Raw genomic sequence first — 15,041 nt, 5'->3', positions numbered from 1 at the left:
TCAAGTGAGGGAGACGCTGGATGATACGCCCCGCCATTCCTGAAGACATACCGCAGCTCGTCGACATCTGGCTACGTGCCTCGCTGCTGGCCCACGATTTCATACCGGCGAGGTTCTGGCACGAGCGTGCCGACGATATGGCGAGAATTTATCTGCCCGGAGCGGAAACCTACGTGCTCGAGGCGGCCGGTCGCGCCATCGGCTTTGCCGCGCTCAACGGCGATCACCTGGAAGCGCTGTTCATCGATCCCGAGGTGCAGAGCTTCGGCCACGGCACCCACCTGATGGCCCATGCCATGGGGCAGCGGGAGCGTATCACCCTCTGCGTCTACTCGCGCAACGTGCGCGCCGTTTCCTTCTATCGCCGGCTGGGCTTCCAGGTCGTCGAGGAGCGCCGTGAACCGCTCAGTGGCGAGAACGAGACGCTTATGGCCTGGGTTCGCCGGAGCAACGAAACTACTTGAGTGTGTCCGCCTGATCGCTCAGCTCACCGCTGCCGGAGTTCTCGCCGGCTGTTCACTGCGCTCTTGCGGAAATCGATGCCAGCGCCGGGGCAGGGCATGAAGGCGCACGCCACGGGTGAGGCCGAGCCTTTCGTAATCGGCATGGCTGATCGTAGCCAGCCACGGCTCACCGAGCCAGTCGGCCTCCAGCTCGACCCGTACCTCGGCCCCTACCGGGGAGATGGCCGTCACGCTAACCGGCATATGAGCGTTGGGCGTGGGGGACTCCCTCAGCTCGAGCTCATGAGGGCGCAACAGCAACTCTTCCGGGCCGTCGGCCAGGTCCACCGCCAGGTGGGCGTCACCGCAGGTCAGTATGCCGTTGCGCACTGTACCTTCCAGGTGGTTGACGTCACCCAGGAACTCGAAAACGAAGCGGTTGGCCGGGTGGCGGTAGAGTTGATCGGGGGTGTCGATCTGCTCGATGCGGCCGTTGCTCATCACCACCACCCGATCGGAAAGCTCGAGCGCTTCCTCCTGGTCATGGGTGACGAACAGGCTGGTGAAGTTCAGTTCGTCGTGCAGATGCCGCAGCCAGCGGCGCAGCTCCTGGCGCACCTTGGCGTCCAGCGCGCCGAAGGGTTCGTCGAGCAGCAGCACGTCGGGACGCAGGGCGAGCGCACGGGCCAGCGAGACCCGCTGCTGCTGGCCGCCGGAGAGCTGCGCGGGATAGCGATGGGCCATGTGCTCGAGCTTGACCATCTCCAGCAGGCGATGCACCCGGCTGCGGATCTCGCCGCTCGAGGGGCGGTTCTTGCGCGGCATCACGCTGAGGCCGAAGGCCACGTTGTCGAACACCGTCATGTGCCGGAACAGGGCGTAGTGCTGGAACACGAAGCCGATGCGGCGGTCGCGCACGTGCAGGTGGGTCACGTCGCGCTTGCCGAACAGGATGCGGGCACCGGCCACGTCGTCTGCCGTCTCCAGCCCGGCAATGATGCGCAGCAGCGTGGTCTTGCCGGAGCCGGAGGGGCCGAGCAGACCGACCAGCTCGCCTTCGGCGATGTCCAGGCTGATCGGCTCCAGCGCTCGGGTCTTGCCGAAGTGCTTGCCGATATCGTGAAGGCGGATGCTCATGCGTGAACCTCCCGGCGCGCAGCGCGCCATTCCAGGCTGGCCTTGGCGACCAGCGTGAGCAGGGCGATGAGGGCCAGCAGCGACGCGCTGGCGAAAGCGCCCACGGTGTTGTAGTCCTGGTAGAGCTGCTCCAGGTGCAGCGGCAGGGTGTTGGTCTGGCCGCGAATGGCGCCGGACACTACCGAGACGGCGCCGAATTCCCCTACTGCCCGGGCATTGGTCAGGATCACGCCGTAGAGTAGCGCCCAGCGAATGTTGGGCAGCGTGACCCGGCGAAATATCGTCCAGCCCGGTGCCCCGAGGGTGACTGCAGCCTCCTCTTCGCGGGAGCCCTGGGCCTGCATCAGCGGGATCAGTTCACGGGCGACGAAGGGGCAGGTGACGAAGATGGTAACCATCAGAATGCCGGGCCAGGCGAACATCAGCTGGATATCATGGCCGTCGAGCCAGCTGCCGAGCCAGCCGGTGCGGCCGTAGAGCAGCAGGTAGACCAGCCCCGCCACCACTGGCGAGACGGCAAAGGGGATGTCGATCAGGGTCTGCAGGATGCGCCGCCCTGGGAAGCGGAAGCGAGTGACCAGCCAGGCCAGCGCCACGCCGAATACCAGGCACACCGGGATCGTCAGCACGGCAATGACCAGGGTCAGTTGGATCGCCGCCAGGGTGTAGTGGTTGGTGACGTTGGCCCAGAACACGTCGAAGCCCCGCACGAAGGCCTGGGCGAAGATCGCCACCAGCGGCAGCAGCAGGAACAGCGCTGCCAGGACTACGGCGGCGCCGATCAGCAGGCGCCGAACGGCAGGACCATCACCGATTCGTTGCATCAGCCGTGTCCTCCGTGCAGACGCTTGATGAAGCGGCCCTGCCAGATGTTGATGGCGAGCAGCAGGGCGAGCGAGACGAACAGCACCACCGAGGCGATGGCCGAGGCGCCGGCGTAGTCGTACTCCTGCAAGCGCACGAAGATCATCAGCGCGGTGATCTCGGTCTCGTAGGGCATGTTGCCGGCGATGAAGATGATCGCGCCGAACTCACCCAGTGAGCGCACGAAGGCAAGCCCGGTGCCGGTCACCAGGGCCGGCCACAGATGCGGCAGGATCACGCGGCGAAAGCCGGTGAGGTCGGATGCGCCCAGCGTCAGCGCGGCCTCGTCCATTTCATGGGGCATGTCCTCGAGTACCGGCTGCACCGTGCGCACTACGAAGGGAATGCTGGTGAAGGCCATAGCCAGGGCGATACCGACCCAGGTATAGGCCACCTGCAAGCCGAGCGGCTCCAGTAGCCTGCCCATCCAGCCGTTGCTGGAGTAGAGAGTGGCAAGAGTGATACCGGCTACCGCGGTAGGCAGCGCAAAGGGCAGGTCCATCAGTGCGTCGAGCAGGCGTTTACCGGGGAATTCGTAGCGTACCAGCACCCAGGCCAGCAGCAGGCCGAAGGCGCCATTGACGATAGCTGCTACGGCGGCGGCACCGATGGTCACCACATAACTCGCCACCACCCGGTCGTTGGTGATGATCGCCCAGTATTCGGCCAGGCTGAGCCCCGCCAACTGGCCGAACAGCCCGGTCATGGGCAGTAGCAACATCAGTGAGACGAAGGTCAGGCTGATGCCGAGCGACAGGCCGAAACCCGGCAGCACCCGCTTGGGGGTGCTGCCGAGGCCGATGGCAAAGGATCGGGTATTCATGCTGTCTCGTTCACGCCGTGGACGTCATAAAGTGCCGCCATCAGCGACGGCGTTGCAGCTGATCGAGCATGCCGCCGCCACCGAAATGGGTCTCCATGGCTTCCTCCCAGCTGCCGACGATCTCCTCGACGGTCAGCAGCTCGGTCTCGGGGAATTGCTCGGCGAACTCTTCGACCACCGCCTCGTGGTGCACCCGGTAGTTGAAGCCGGCCAGCATGCGCTGGGCTTCCTCGCCATAGAGGTATTCCAGGTAGGCCTGGGCCAGGTCCAGGTTGCCGTTGCGCTCGGCGTTGGTTTCGACCACGGCCACCGGGAACTCGGCCAGGATGCTGACCGGCGGTACGATGACCTCGTAGTCGTCTTCGCCATATTCCTTACGAATGTTGTTGACTTCGGATTCGAAGCTTATCAGCACGTCGCCGATGCCGCGTTCGATGAAGCTGGTGGTAGCGCCACGACCGCCGGTGTCGAACACCGCCACGTTGCGCAGGAAGGTGCGCATGAAATCGTGAACCTGGTCCTCGTCGCCATCGAACTCCTGCTGGGCAAAGCCCCACGCGGCCAGGTAGGTGTAGCGGCCGTTACCCGAGGTCTTGGGGTTGGGAAAGACCATCTTGACGTCTTCACGCACCAGGTCATCCCAGCTCTCGATGCCCTTGGGATTGTCCTTGCGTACCAGGAAGGCAGTGGTGGAGTAGTAGGGCGAGGCGTTGTTGGGCAACTGCTGCTGCCAGTCCTCGGCGACCAGGCCGGCATCGGCCAGCACCTGCACGTCGGTAACCTGGTTGTAGGTGACCACGTCGGCGCGCAGACCCTGGAGGATGGCACGGGCCTGGGCCGATGATCCGCCGTGGGACTGCTGGATGTCGACTTCTTCGCCATTCTCCGCCTGCCAGTGGCTGCGGAACTCAGGATTGACCGCTGCGAACAGCTCGCGGGCGATGTCGTAAGAGGAGTTGAGCAGCTCGCGCTCTGCGGCCAGCGCCGGCGTCGCCAGGCCGACGCCCAGGGCGGCGGCGAGAAGGGCATGGCGAAGGGTGGTGAGTCGCATTCAATGTCTCCGACAAAGGGAACTTAGTGGCTAGAGTAGGATTGCAAATGTGGAATTACAATCCTTGTTTTTATTCTTTTTCTCTATAAGCTTCATTGGCCGGACGGCCATCGGCTGTCCCCGACATTCGGGCAGTCTGGTAACATGACGTCTCTTTTCCGTGCGATGGTTGACATACCGATGAGCGACGCGAACCGCGACTTCCTGATAGCCCCCTCCATTCTTTCCGCCGACTTCGCCCGCCTGGGTGAGGAAGTGGACAACGTACTGGCTGCCGGGGCCGACATCGTCCACTTCGACGTCATGGACAACCACTACGTGCCTAACCTGACTATCGGGCCCATGGTCTGCGAGGCGCTGCGCAAGCATGGCGTGACGGCCCCCATCGACGCCCACCTGATGGTCAAGCCGGTGGATCGGCTGATCGGCGACTTCATCGACGCCGGCGCCACCTACATCACCTTTCACCCGGAGGCCTCGGACCATATCGACCGCTCGCTGCAGCTGATTCGCGATGGCGGCTGCATGGCGGGACTGGTGTTCAACCCGGCCACGCCGCTCTCCTATCTCGACTACGTGATGGACAAGCTCGACATGATCCTGCTGATGAGCGTCAACCCCGGCTTCGGTGGCCAGGCCTTCATTCCGGGCACGCTCGACAAGCTGCGTGAAGCGCGGCGGCGCATCGATGCGTCGGGCCTGGATATCCGTCTCGAGATCGATGGCGGTGTGAAGGTCGACAACATTGCCGAGATCGCGCGTGCCGGGGCCGATACCTTCGTGGCCGGCTCGGCTGTGTTCAAGGCCGGCAACGACAGCGACCCGAACCGTTACGATAGCGTCGTACGCGCTTTCCGCGAGCAGCTGGCGTCGGTGTAGGCCGCAATGACCAAACCGCCGACATTGTGGTACCTGTATATGGTCGAAACGCCTCGGGGCACGCTCTATACGGGGATCACCACCGACGTGGCCAGGCGCGTGGCGCAGCATGAGGCGGGGCAGGGTGCCAAGGCGCTGCGGGGACGCGGGCCGCTGGCGCTGGTGCATCAGGAGCCGGTGGGCAGCCACGGCGATGCGCTGCGGCTCGAGGCCGAGATCAAGCGTCTTTCGGCAGCGCGCAAGCGGAGCTGGTTACAGGGCCGTCAAGGCCTCGAGGAAACGTCATGCATCCCATCCTGAACGACATACGCCTGATCAGCTTCGACCTGGACGGCACTCTGGTGGATTCCGTGCCCGACCTGGCGGTGGCGGTAGATGCCAGCCTGAGGGAGCTCGGTCTGCCAGCAGCAGGCGAGGCGCGGGTGCGTGACTGGGTGGGCAACGGCTCGCTCAAGCTGATGGAAAGGGCGCTGGCCTTCGCTCAGGGTGAGCCCCCCGACGGGGAGTCACTGGCCCGTGCCCATGAGGCCTTTCTCGAACACTACGGGCGTGATCCCGGCTCGCGCACGTGCCTTTATCCCGGGGTGCGCGAGTGCCTGGACGCCCTGCGAGCCAGGGGGCTGACACTGACGCTCGTGACCAACAAGCCATTCGCCTTCATTCGACCTATTCTGGCCCAGTTCGGCCTCGAGGAGCATTTCGCGCTCTGTTTGGGCGGCGACAGCCTGGCGCAGAAGAAGCCCGACCCGGCACCGCTGCTGCATATGGCGGCGCATTTCGGTCAGCCCTCTTCGGCTTGCCTGATGGTGGGCGATTCGCGTCACGACGTGGCTGCCGGCCGAGCCGCCGGGTTCCGTACCCTGGCGGTTCCCTATGGTTACAACCACGGCGAGCCGATCCGCGATAGCCGGCCGGATGCGCTGGTTGATTCACTGGCGGAACTCGTTTAGGGTCGATTTTCGAACCCTATCAATGACCTCGGAATCCTTCCGTTTGCCTATCCCGCGGGACACGCTTCGATGGACAGCATGATGCTGCATGACCCCTCCTCTGCGTATGGCAGCCTTCGCCAGGCCGCCACTTCGATGGTGTCGTTCTTCGCCGAGTCTGCCGGCTGGCGATGGTGACGCTCACACGAGCTTCACTCCTTTCCGATATTCGCTATCCGACACCGACTTACCTTCGAGGAAATCGTCATGATGACGTCCGAACGTTTCCATGCCCTGGCCGAGGCCGGCTATAACCGCATTCCGGTCACCCGCGAGGTGCTGGCCGATCTCGATACACCGCTGTCGACCTATCTCAAGCTGGCCGACGAGCCCTGGACCTTCCTGCTCGAGTCGGTTCAGGGGGGAGAGAAGTGGGGGCGCTACTCGATCATCGGCCTGCCGAGCCACGAGCGGATCGAGGTGCATGGCTTCAGCGTCAGCCATTTCCAGCAGGGCGAGTGCCGGGAACGGGTCGAGGTAGAAGATCCCCTCGCATGGATCGAACAGTTCCATGGCCGTTTCCGCGTGCCCAAGCTCGACGACCAGCCGCGCTTCGATGGCGGCCTGGTCGGCTACTTCGGGTATGACACCATCCGCTACATCGAGCCGCGCCTGCGGGGCGTCGAGAAGCCCGACCCGCTGGGCGTGCCGGACATCCTGCTGATGGTCTGCGACGATCTGGTGGTGTTCGACAACCTGTCTGGCCGCCTGACGCTGTGGACCCATGTCGACCCCACGGCCGCCGAGGCCTATGCCACGGCGATGGCGCGCCTGGAAGGGCTGGAGCGGCGCCTGCGCACCGCCGTCGTCAACGCCGCGAGCCCGGGCACCGGGCGCAGTGCGGTGGAAGAGGGCCACTTCACCTCGGGCTTCACCGAAACCGGGTTCAAGGCGGCGGTGGAAAGCATCAAGGAGTACGTGCTGGCCGGCGACGTGATGCAGTGCGTGCCCTCGCAGCGCATGTCGATCCCCTACCAGGCGCCGCCGCTCGATCTCTATCGCGCGCTGCGCAGCCTCAACCCCTCGCCCTACATGTTCTTCTTCAACTTGGGCGATCACCACGTGGTGGGCTCGTCTCCCGAGATCCTCACCCGACTCGAGGATGGCGAGGTAACGGTGCGGCCGATCGCCGGCACCCGCGTGCGCGGTCGCACCGAGGAGGAGGACCGTGCGCTCGAGGCCGAGCTGCTGGCCGACCCCAAGGAGATCGCCGAACACCTCATGCTGATCGACCTGGGACGCAATGACGTGGGCCGTATCTGCGAGACGGGCTCGGTGCAGGTCACCGATCAGATGGCCGTGGAGCGCTACTCCCATGTGATGCATATCGTCTCCAACGTCACCGGGAGGCTGAAGCCGGGTCTTTCCGCCATGGACGTGCTGCGCGCCACCTTCCCGGCGGGCACCCTGTCGGGCGCCCCCAAGATCCGGGCGCTGGAGATCATCGACGAACTCGAGCCGGTCAAGCGTGGCATCTATTCCGGTGCGGTGGGCTACCTGTCGTGGCATGGCAACATGGATACCGCGATTGCCATCCGCACGGCGGTGATCAAGGACGGCAAGCTTCACGTGCAGGCCGGGGCCGGCGTGGTCGCCGACTCCGTGCCTGAACTCGAGTGGCAGGAGACCCTCAACAAGGGGCGCGCCATCTTCCGTGCGGTGGCCATGGCCGAGAAGGGCCTGGACAACCTCTAGGCGTCCTCGATGGGCCGCGGCCCTGTCTCCAGACCGTCAGGAGGCAGGGCCGCTTGCGTTCAGGCAGGCGCATGGCTGGCGCTCACTCGCCCTCGCCGGTGTCCTGTTGCTCTTTGTCTTGTTCTTCTTCGCCTTGCGCTTCTTCCCCCTGCTCATCCTCAAGCAGGGCGCGACGGATCAGCCTGGCGTTGTGGCGCATCATGGCCACATAGTTCGAGGCGTCGCCATCGGGCTCGCTGAGGGAGTCGACATAGAGCGGGCCGGCAATGGGTATGTCAATGTCGGCGGCAATGCTGCGGATGTAGCGGTCCGACAGGGTGCTCTCCCAGAACAGGGCGGCTGGTCGGGTCTCCTCGATGAGGTCGACGATGCGCATGACCTGCTGGGGCGAGCCTTCGGTTTCGGCATTGTTGCCCCAGACCCCGTCATGGCGAAAGCCATAGGCGTCGGCGAAGTAGACGAACGCTGCCTCGGTGGTGATCAGGACTCGCTGTTCCTCGGGAATTGCCTCCAGCAGTTCGTTGATCTCATCATGCAGGGCGGCGAGTTTCTCCTTGGCGGCGCTGGCCCGGGCCTGGAAATTGTCGGCGGCCTGCGGGTACAGCTCGGCCAGTTGGTCGGCAATTACCTGCATATAGGCGACGACCGCATGCGGGTCCATCCACAGGTGGGGATCGGGTTCGCCGGTATATTCGCCGGTGATGATTGGCTGGGTGGGGTATTCCGTCGCTTCGGCGAGTGCCACCAGCGGCGCTCGGTTGCCCACCGTGGCATGGACTTGACGCATCCACTGCTCGAGTTGATAGCCGTTGTAGAAGACGAGATCGGCATCTTCCAGCGCGATGAAGTTATCTGGCGTCAGTTCCCACTCATGCACTTCGGCGCCGGCAGGCGCCAACACCACCAGTTCGATATCGTTCCCGCCGACCTGGTTGACCAGATCACCAAGGATCGAAAAACTTGCGACCACCTTGGGATTGGCTGCTGCTGCTGAAACGCCACCGACCATGGCGGCGAGAGGTAGAGCCAGCCAGAAACGGGCACGGCGGGTAAAGCGCATCGTCAATCTCCTTTTTGCGGTTGCGCATGTGCCCCGATGATAGAGATTGGGGAGTACGCTTGCCAGCAGCGCCGGAGATCCTCGCGCTTCGGCTAGCCCGGTGTCGCGGCAAGCCGCCATCATGCGTTGACAGCCCGGCAGCCACGACGGCACTATTGCGTCATGAACGCAAACGCCTATATGCCAAATTCGATCCAGTGGTGGCGCTCCTGAGCGAGGGGCGGCACGCTGACGACTGAAAAAAATGCCGCCGTCGGGGCGGCTTTTTTGTGTCCGAAGCAGGCCCTGCACGGCTGGCCGAGCAACACGAAACACCGGAAAAGATTCGCTTGAACAGGACCTTATCGCCATGTCCGTGCTGATGATCGACAACTATGACAGCTTCACCTTCAACGTGGTGCAGTATCTGGGTGAGCTGGGGGCCGAGGTGGCCACCTATCGCAACGATGCCATCACGCTGGAGCAGATCGAGGCGCTGGCGCCGAGCCACCTTGTGATCTCGCCGGGACCCTGCACACCCAACGAGGCCGGTATTTCCCTTGCCGCCATCGAACATTTTGCCGGCCGCTTGCCGATCCTGGGCATCTGCCTGGGGCACCAGGCCATCGGCCAGGTCTATGGCGGCAAGGTGGTGCGTGCGCCTCAGGTGATGCACGGCAAGACTTCGCAGATCCGCCATAATGGTCAGGGCGTGTTCGCCGGCCTCGAGGATCCGCTCGAAGTCACCCGCTATCATTCCCTGGTGGTGGAAGCCGGGACGCTGCCCGGCTGCCTCGAGGTCACGGCCTGGACCGATGACGATGACGTGACCCCCGGTCTGATCATGGGGCTGCGTCATCGCGAGCTGGATATCGAAGGTGTGCAGTTCCACCCGGAGTCGATCCTGACCCGCCAGGGACACGAGCTGCTGGCCAATTTCCTGAAGCGCCGCTGACCCGCACGAAAGAGGAGTTCCTGCCCATGCAGATGCGAGACGCCATCGCCGCGGTGATGCGCCATGAGAACCTGAGCTTCGATGCCACCCATGCGGTGATGCACCAGATCATGACTGGCGAGGCTTCCGATGCCCAGATCGGCGGCCTGCTGGTGGGCCTGGCCATGAAGGGGGAGAGTGCCGAGGAAATCGGCGCCGCGGCTCAGGTGATGCGCGAGTTGATGAAACGGGTGCATGTGGTGGCCGACAATGTGGTAGACATCGTCGGCACCGGCGGCGACGGCGCCAATCTGTTCAATGTCTCGACCGCTTCCAGCTTCGTGGCCGCGGCGGCTGGTGCCCACGTGGCCAAGCACGGCAATCGCAGCGTTTCTTCCTCCTCCGGCAGTGCCGACCTGTTCGACATGGCGGGCATCCATCTGGACCTCAAGCCGGAGCAGGTGGCGCGCTGTATCGAGCAGGTGGGCGTCGGCTTCATGTTCGCGCCCAATCACCATCCTGCCATGCGCTACGCCATCGGGCCGCGCCGTGAAATGGGCGTGCGCACCCTGTTCAATATCCTCGGTCCGTTGACCAACCCCGCCGGCGCACCGAACCAAGTATTAGGTGTCTATTCCGCCGAATTGGTGCCGCTGATGGCGGAGGTACTGAAGAACCTCGGCAGCCGCCACGTCATGGTGGTGCATGCCGAGGACGGGCTGGACGAGATTTCCCTGGCCGCCCCGACCCGGGTTGCCGAACTCAAGGGGGGTGAAATTCGCCATTACACGATCACGCCCGAAGAGTTCGGCATCGAGCGACAGGAGCTGGCTCCGCTGAAGGTGGTTAGCGCCGAGGATAGCCTGCGGCTGGTGCGCGAGGCGCTGGTAGGCGACGGGCCGGCGGCAGACATCGTCTCCCTCAATGCCGGGGCGGCGCTCTACTGCGCGGGTATTGCCGACACGCTGAAGGAGGGCATTCTGATGGCCCAGGACGCTCAGGCATCCAAGCTGCCGCTGGAAAAGATGAAGGAACTGGCCGATTTCACCCGCGTACTGATTTCATGACGTTCATTTGCGGCCGCTGCCGCCCGTACCGAGATCCGACATTATGAGCCCCACTCAGGACGCCCCGACCATTCTCACCCGCATCCTGGCCCGCAAGGACGAAGAAGTGGCCGAGCGAAGCCGCGCCGTGTCCGAAGCCGAGCTACTGGAGCTGGCCCGGCGCCAGAGTGCCCCGCGCGGCTTCATCGCCGCCCTCGACCGGCGTATCGCCGAGGGCGACCCGGCGGTGATCGCCGAGATCAAGAAGGCCTCGCCCTCCAAGGGAGTGATCCGCGAGGACTTCCGTCCCGCCGAGATCGCCGCGAGCTACGCCACTGGCGGGGCTGCCTGCCTCTCGGTGCTGACCGATGCCGACTTCTTCCAGGGTCACGAGGACTTCCTCATCGAGGCGCGCGAGGCGTGCGACCTACCGGTGATCCGCAAGGACTTCATCGTGCATGGTTATCAAGTCAGTGAGGCACGCTCCATAGGCGCCGATTGCATCCTGCTGATCGTCGCCGCGCTGGACGACAGCAAAATGGCCGACCTCCAGCAGCAGGCGGTGGCGCTGGGCATGGACGTGCTGGTCGAGGTGCACGACGCCCTGGAGCTAGAGCGCGCACTCAAGCTCGGCATCGGCCTGGTGGGCATCAACAACCGCAATCTTCATACTTTCGAGACCCGCCTGGAGACCACCCTGGAACTGCTGCCACGCATTCCTGCCGACGTTACCGTGGTGACGGAGTCCGGCATCCACACCCAGGCCGACGTGCTGCGCATGCGCGAGCACGACGTGCATGGCTTCCTGGTCGGCGAGGCGTTCATGCGCGAACAGGAGCCGGGTGAAGCGCTGCGGCGTCTTTTCTACTGAATCGCTCCCTATAGGCTAGCCGTCGTTCGAGGAGAAGTGGGCGAGATAGTGGGCCAGCGCCGCGATCTCGTCGTCGTCGATGCCACGCATGACGTCTAACATGGTCGTGTCCGGCCCGCCACGGTTGCGCTCTCGATAGGCCAGCATGGCCTGAGCGAGATAATCCTCGCGCTGATGGGCCAGGCGAGGCATCTGCTCCTGTCCCGAAAAGTCGGAGCGATGACAGCTGGCGCTGCGGTGCTGACGTGCCAGCTCGCGCCCTCGCTCCATCAGGCCCGTCTCTGGCTCGATATCAGGTGCATTCACGGGTTGCTCGGCATAGTAAGCCGCCAGCGCCTGGATCTCTGCGTCCGACAGACCCCGGGCCTGGGGCGTCATGACCTCGTCTCGGCGGAGCCGTTCCCGAAAGTAGATCAACTGTATTGGTGACGGAGCCCATCCTCATCGTGTTCTCAGTTGACATCAGGTCTCAATCTTCAACGGCCGCGGCCGATAACAATAGGAACGATCCACGAGGGAAGCAGCCATGAGCCGGATTCGCAGCATGCAGACCCGCGCTGACGATGCCCGCACTGCCGTGCGCGAGTTTCACCAGGAGGTGATGCAGCCCGACACCGAGCTGGTGCTGTTCTTCTGTTCCAGCCACTATGACCTGACGGCACTGGCTGACGAGATGAATTGCCTGTTCGGTGACTTGCCGGTGGTGGGCTGCACTACTGCTGGCGAAATTGGTCCCCTGGGCTATCTCGACCACACGCTCACCGGTGTCAGTTTCCCGGCCGGCAGCTGTACGGCGGTAACCGGGCGGCTGGACGCCCTTCAGGAATTCAGTATCGCTCGTGGTCAGACCTTTACCGACTCTCTCCTGCAAGGCCTCGATGCGCGCGCGACAAGACCGAGCGGCGTCAACAGCTTTGGTTTCCTTCTCATCGATGGCCTTTCCGTGCGCGAAGAGCAGGTGGCACGATCGCTACAGACGGCGCTGGGAGATATTGTGCTGGTGGGCGGCTCGGCTGGCGATGATCTGAGCTTTACCCAAACCTGGGTCTTCCATGACGGTGCCTTCCATCACGACAGTGCCGTGTTGATCCTGCTGAGTACCGATTTCCCGTTCCGCCTGTTCAAGACGCAGCACTTCCTCTCGCTGGAAAATCGCCTGGTCGTCACCCGGGCCGATGCGGAGCAGCGAGTGGTACACGAGATCAACGGCATACCTGCCGCCCAAGCCTATGCCGAGCTGATAGGCGTCACGGTGGAGGCGCTCGAGCCACACCATTTTGCTGCTGCGCCGGTGGTCGTACTGATCGACGGCACCGATTACGTACGCTCGATACAGAAGGCTGGGCCAGACGGCAGCTTGACCTTCTATAGTGCCATCGACGAGGGGCTGGTCCTGCGCGTGGCCCGGGGTATGGATCTGGTCTCCGACCTGGAGGCAACGATGACGCAGCTGTGCGAGGAACTCGGCACACCCCAGTTGGTTCTCTCCTGTGATTGCATACTGCGCAATCTGGAGGCCACGCAGAAGAATACCAAGGCCGCGGTGGAGGCGGTTTTCGACCGCCACAACGCGGTCGGATTCAGTACCTATGGCGAGCAATACGGTGGTGTGCATATGAACCAGACGCTGACCGGCATCGCCATTGGTGGTCACGCCCGCACAGAAATGAGCGGACCGGTAAGCAACTGGAGCCTGCCTGACCGTCACAGACAGCAGGTGCCGCGATCCGGCGATGCCCAGCCGATGCCGATGCCGAGGCGACAGCTCGGGACCGAACAGCTGCACAAGATGGTACAGGCCTTGATGGATCGCGCCGAGCGCAGCACTAGCGTGAGGGGCTCTGGTTTCAGCCTCTTCCAGACTGCGGTGATGCTGGAGGATCAGGTGCGGGCCAGGACCAGGGAGCTGGAAGCGGCGCTGCGCGAGAACGAGCAGATCAATCGTGCCCTGCAGCAGGCACAGGAAGGGATGGCGAGGGAGATCCGCGAGCGGCGTGAGGCCCTCGTGGCCCTGGAACGGGAGAAGGAGGAGCAACGAGTCCTCATCGGCAAGCTGGAAGAGGCCCACAATCAACTGCTTCAATCGGAGAAGCTCGCCTCGATCGGTCAACTTGCTGCTGGTGTTGCTCACGAGATCAACAATCCCATTGGCTTCGTCAATTCCAACCTCAACACGCTGCGCCAGTACATCGACGACCTGCTGCGCCTGATCGACGTCTACGAGTCGGTCGAGCCGTCATTGACGGCCGAGGCTGCTGGGGAGATCGCGCAGCTCAAGACGGAGCTCGAACTGGACTATTTGCGCGAAGATGTCGGTGCGCTGATCGCTGAATCGATCGACGGCACGGCCCGAGTACGGCGCATCGTTCAGGACCTGCGCGACTTCTCCCGTACCGGGGCCACCGATTGGCAGTTTGCCGATCTCCATCAGGGGCTTGAGAGTACGCTCAACGTGGTGGCGAATGAGATCAAGTACAAAGCCACGGTAGTGCGCGAATATGGCCAACTGCCTGCGGTCGAGTGCGTGCCGGCCCAACTCAACCAGGTCTTCCTCAACCTGTTGATCAATGCGGCCCAGGCGATCGAAGAACATGGCACCATTACCCTTCGCACCGGCAGTGAAGGCGATCAGGTCTGGCTCGCCTTTGCCGATGACGGCGCAGGGATTCCAGCCGAGCTGCAGTCGCGGATATTCGACCCCTTCTTCACCACCAAGCCGGTCGGCCAGGGGACTGGCCTTGGTTTGTCGCTTTCCTATGGCATTGTCCAGAAGCACGGGGGGCGCATCGAAGTCGACAGTCAGCCCGGCGAGGGCACGACCTTTACCCTTTGGCTGCCTGTCCGGCGTGCCCCGGGCGAAAGCTCCTCAGCGATTGAGCAACCACAGTAATCCGCTGATGAGCAAGCTCAGCAGGATCATGGTGGTGATCGGGAAGTAGAGCGAGAAATTCTCGCGGCGAATGGCGATGTCTCCCGGCAACTGGCCGAGAGGCAGCTTGGAGAGCCATGGCCAGAACAGGCCAATGGCGACGATACACAGGCCGATGACGATCAGGGTGCGGGACATCCTGCCTCCTGTTCTTCCTGCTTGTGCGATCCGAAAGGCCGGTGGCATCCTCGCCGGCCTTTCTCTTTTACCAGCTCAACTGACGCAGATGGGCCAGTAGCCCCTGCAGCGGGTGCGGCAAGGCGTGGCCGGAGAGCCGCTTGGCCTGGCTGCGACAGGAGTAGCCGGTGGCCAGCAGGCGGCCGCGGTTGGCCTCATCCTCG

General features: G+C 63.7%; 16 protein-coding genes. 9 read left to right on the top strand and 7 right to left on the bottom strand.

What is annotated here, in order from left to right; translation table 11 throughout:
- Positions 1 to 20 precede the first annotated feature (20 nt).
- Positions 21 to 464, top strand: a complete 444-nt coding sequence (locus ACUY1T_RS17475; protein ID WP_446024857.1) for a GNAT family N-acetyltransferase — start codon at positions 21 to 23, stop codon at positions 462 to 464.
- A gap of 18 nt (positions 465 to 482) precedes the next feature.
- On the opposite strand, the gene ACUY1T_RS17470 is transcribed toward ACUY1T_RS17475, so the two are convergent.
- From ACUY1T_RS17470 to cysP, 4 genes are read right to left on the bottom strand one after another with little or no spacing between them, the layout of a single operon-like run.
- Complete coding sequence (locus ACUY1T_RS17470; protein WP_446024856.1) at positions 483 to 1,580, bottom strand: sulfate/molybdate ABC transporter ATP-binding protein; 1,098 nt, start codon at positions 1,578 to 1,580, stop codon at positions 483 to 485.
- A complete protein-coding gene (cysW, locus tag ACUY1T_RS17465) occupies positions 1,577 to 2,404 on the bottom strand; it encodes a sulfate ABC transporter permease subunit CysW (RefSeq protein ID WP_446024855.1) in 828 nt (275 codons plus the stop codon). Before cysW ends, ACUY1T_RS17470 begins: the two co-directional genes overlap by 4 nt.
- A complete protein-coding gene (gene cysT, locus ACUY1T_RS17460; protein WP_446024854.1) occupies positions 2,404 to 3,267 on the bottom strand; it encodes a sulfate ABC transporter permease subunit CysT in 864 nt (287 codons plus the stop codon). Before cysT ends, cysW begins: the two co-directional genes overlap by 1 nt.
- 40 nt (positions 3,268 to 3,307) lie before the next feature.
- Complete coding sequence (gene cysP, locus ACUY1T_RS17455; RefSeq protein WP_446024853.1) at positions 3,308 to 4,318, bottom strand: thiosulfate ABC transporter substrate-binding protein CysP; 1,011 nt, start codon at positions 4,316 to 4,318, stop codon at positions 3,308 to 3,310.
- 180 nt (positions 4,319 to 4,498) lie between these two features.
- Here cysP and rpe point away from each other — a divergent pair, with 180 nt between their 5' ends.
- From rpe to trpE, 4 genes are all read left to right on the top strand, one after another.
- Entirely contained in the window at positions 4,499 to 5,197 is a 699-nt protein-coding gene (gene rpe, locus ACUY1T_RS17450; protein WP_446024852.1) for a ribulose-phosphate 3-epimerase, read from the top strand.
- 39 nt (positions 5,198 to 5,236) lie between these two features.
- On the top strand, positions 5,237 to 5,497 hold the full coding sequence (locus ACUY1T_RS17445; RefSeq protein ID WP_446024851.1) for a GIY-YIG nuclease family protein: 261 nt from the start codon (positions 5,237 to 5,239) through the stop codon (positions 5,495 to 5,497).
- On the top strand, positions 5,482 to 6,147 hold the full coding sequence (locus ACUY1T_RS17440) for a phosphoglycolate phosphatase (RefSeq protein WP_446024850.1): 666 nt from the start codon (positions 5,482 to 5,484) through the stop codon (positions 6,145 to 6,147). Before ACUY1T_RS17445 ends, ACUY1T_RS17440 begins: the two co-directional genes overlap by 16 nt.
- Positions 6,148 to 6,396: 249 nt before the next feature.
- Entirely contained in the window at positions 6,397 to 7,881 is a 1,485-nt protein-coding gene (gene trpE, locus ACUY1T_RS17435) for an anthranilate synthase component I (RefSeq protein ID WP_446024977.1), read from the top strand.
- Positions 7,882 to 7,963: 82 nt separating this feature from the next.
- On the opposite strand, the gene ACUY1T_RS17430 is transcribed toward trpE, so the two are convergent.
- Positions 7,964 to 8,941, bottom strand: a complete 978-nt coding sequence (locus ACUY1T_RS17430; RefSeq protein WP_446024849.1) for a metal ABC transporter solute-binding protein, Zn/Mn family — start codon at positions 8,939 to 8,941, stop codon at positions 7,964 to 7,966.
- 349 nt (positions 8,942 to 9,290) lie between these two features.
- On the opposite strand from ACUY1T_RS17430, the gene ACUY1T_RS17425 reads away from it, so the two are divergent.
- The 3 genes from ACUY1T_RS17425 to trpC are packed head-to-tail and all read left to right on the top strand — an operon-like array spanning position 9,291 to position 11,771.
- Entirely contained in the window at positions 9,291 to 9,875 is a 585-nt protein-coding gene (locus tag ACUY1T_RS17425) for an anthranilate synthase component II (RefSeq protein ID WP_446024848.1), read from the top strand.
- Positions 9,876 to 9,901: 26 nt separating this feature from the next.
- Positions 9,902 to 10,921 carry an anthranilate phosphoribosyltransferase gene (trpD, locus tag ACUY1T_RS17420; protein WP_446024847.1) on the top strand — a complete coding sequence of 340 codons (1,020 nt, stop codon included), beginning with the start codon at positions 9,902 to 9,904 and terminating at the stop codon, positions 10,919 to 10,921.
- Positions 10,922 to 10,964: 43 nt separating this feature from the next.
- Positions 10,965 to 11,771: an indole-3-glycerol phosphate synthase TrpC gene (gene trpC, locus ACUY1T_RS17415; protein ID WP_446024846.1), complete on the top strand. Its 807-nt coding sequence runs from the start codon at positions 10,965 to 10,967 to the stop codon at positions 11,769 to 11,771.
- A gap of 15 nt (positions 11,772 to 11,786) precedes the next feature.
- Here the strand turns inward: trpC and ACUY1T_RS17410 are convergent, their stop codons facing one another.
- Positions 11,787 to 12,149 carry a c-type cytochrome gene (locus tag ACUY1T_RS17410; protein ID WP_446024845.1) on the bottom strand — a complete coding sequence of 121 codons (363 nt, stop codon included), beginning with the start codon at positions 12,147 to 12,149 and terminating at the stop codon, positions 11,787 to 11,789.
- A 148-nt stretch (positions 12,150 to 12,297) separates the two neighbouring features.
- Here ACUY1T_RS17410 and nosP point away from each other — a divergent pair, with 148 nt between their 5' ends.
- A complete protein-coding gene (nosP, locus tag ACUY1T_RS17405; protein WP_446024844.1) occupies positions 12,298 to 14,661 on the top strand; it encodes a nitric oxide-sensing protein NosP in 2,364 nt (787 codons plus the stop codon).
- Here the strand turns inward: nosP and ACUY1T_RS17400 are convergent.
- Positions 14,638 to 14,838, bottom strand: coding sequence for a DUF2905 domain-containing protein (locus ACUY1T_RS17400; protein ID WP_446024843.1), 201 nt, complete (start codon positions 14,836 to 14,838; stop codon positions 14,638 to 14,640). The two genes, nosP and ACUY1T_RS17400, sit on opposite strands and share 24 nt — an antisense overlap.
- Positions 14,839 to 15,041: the final 203 nt, after the last annotated feature.

The organism is Billgrantia sp. Q4P2 (genome assembly GCF_052806135.1).
The sequence above is the reverse complement of the archived record's forward strand: the minus strand, read 5'-3'. Positions and strand labels throughout refer to the sequence as shown.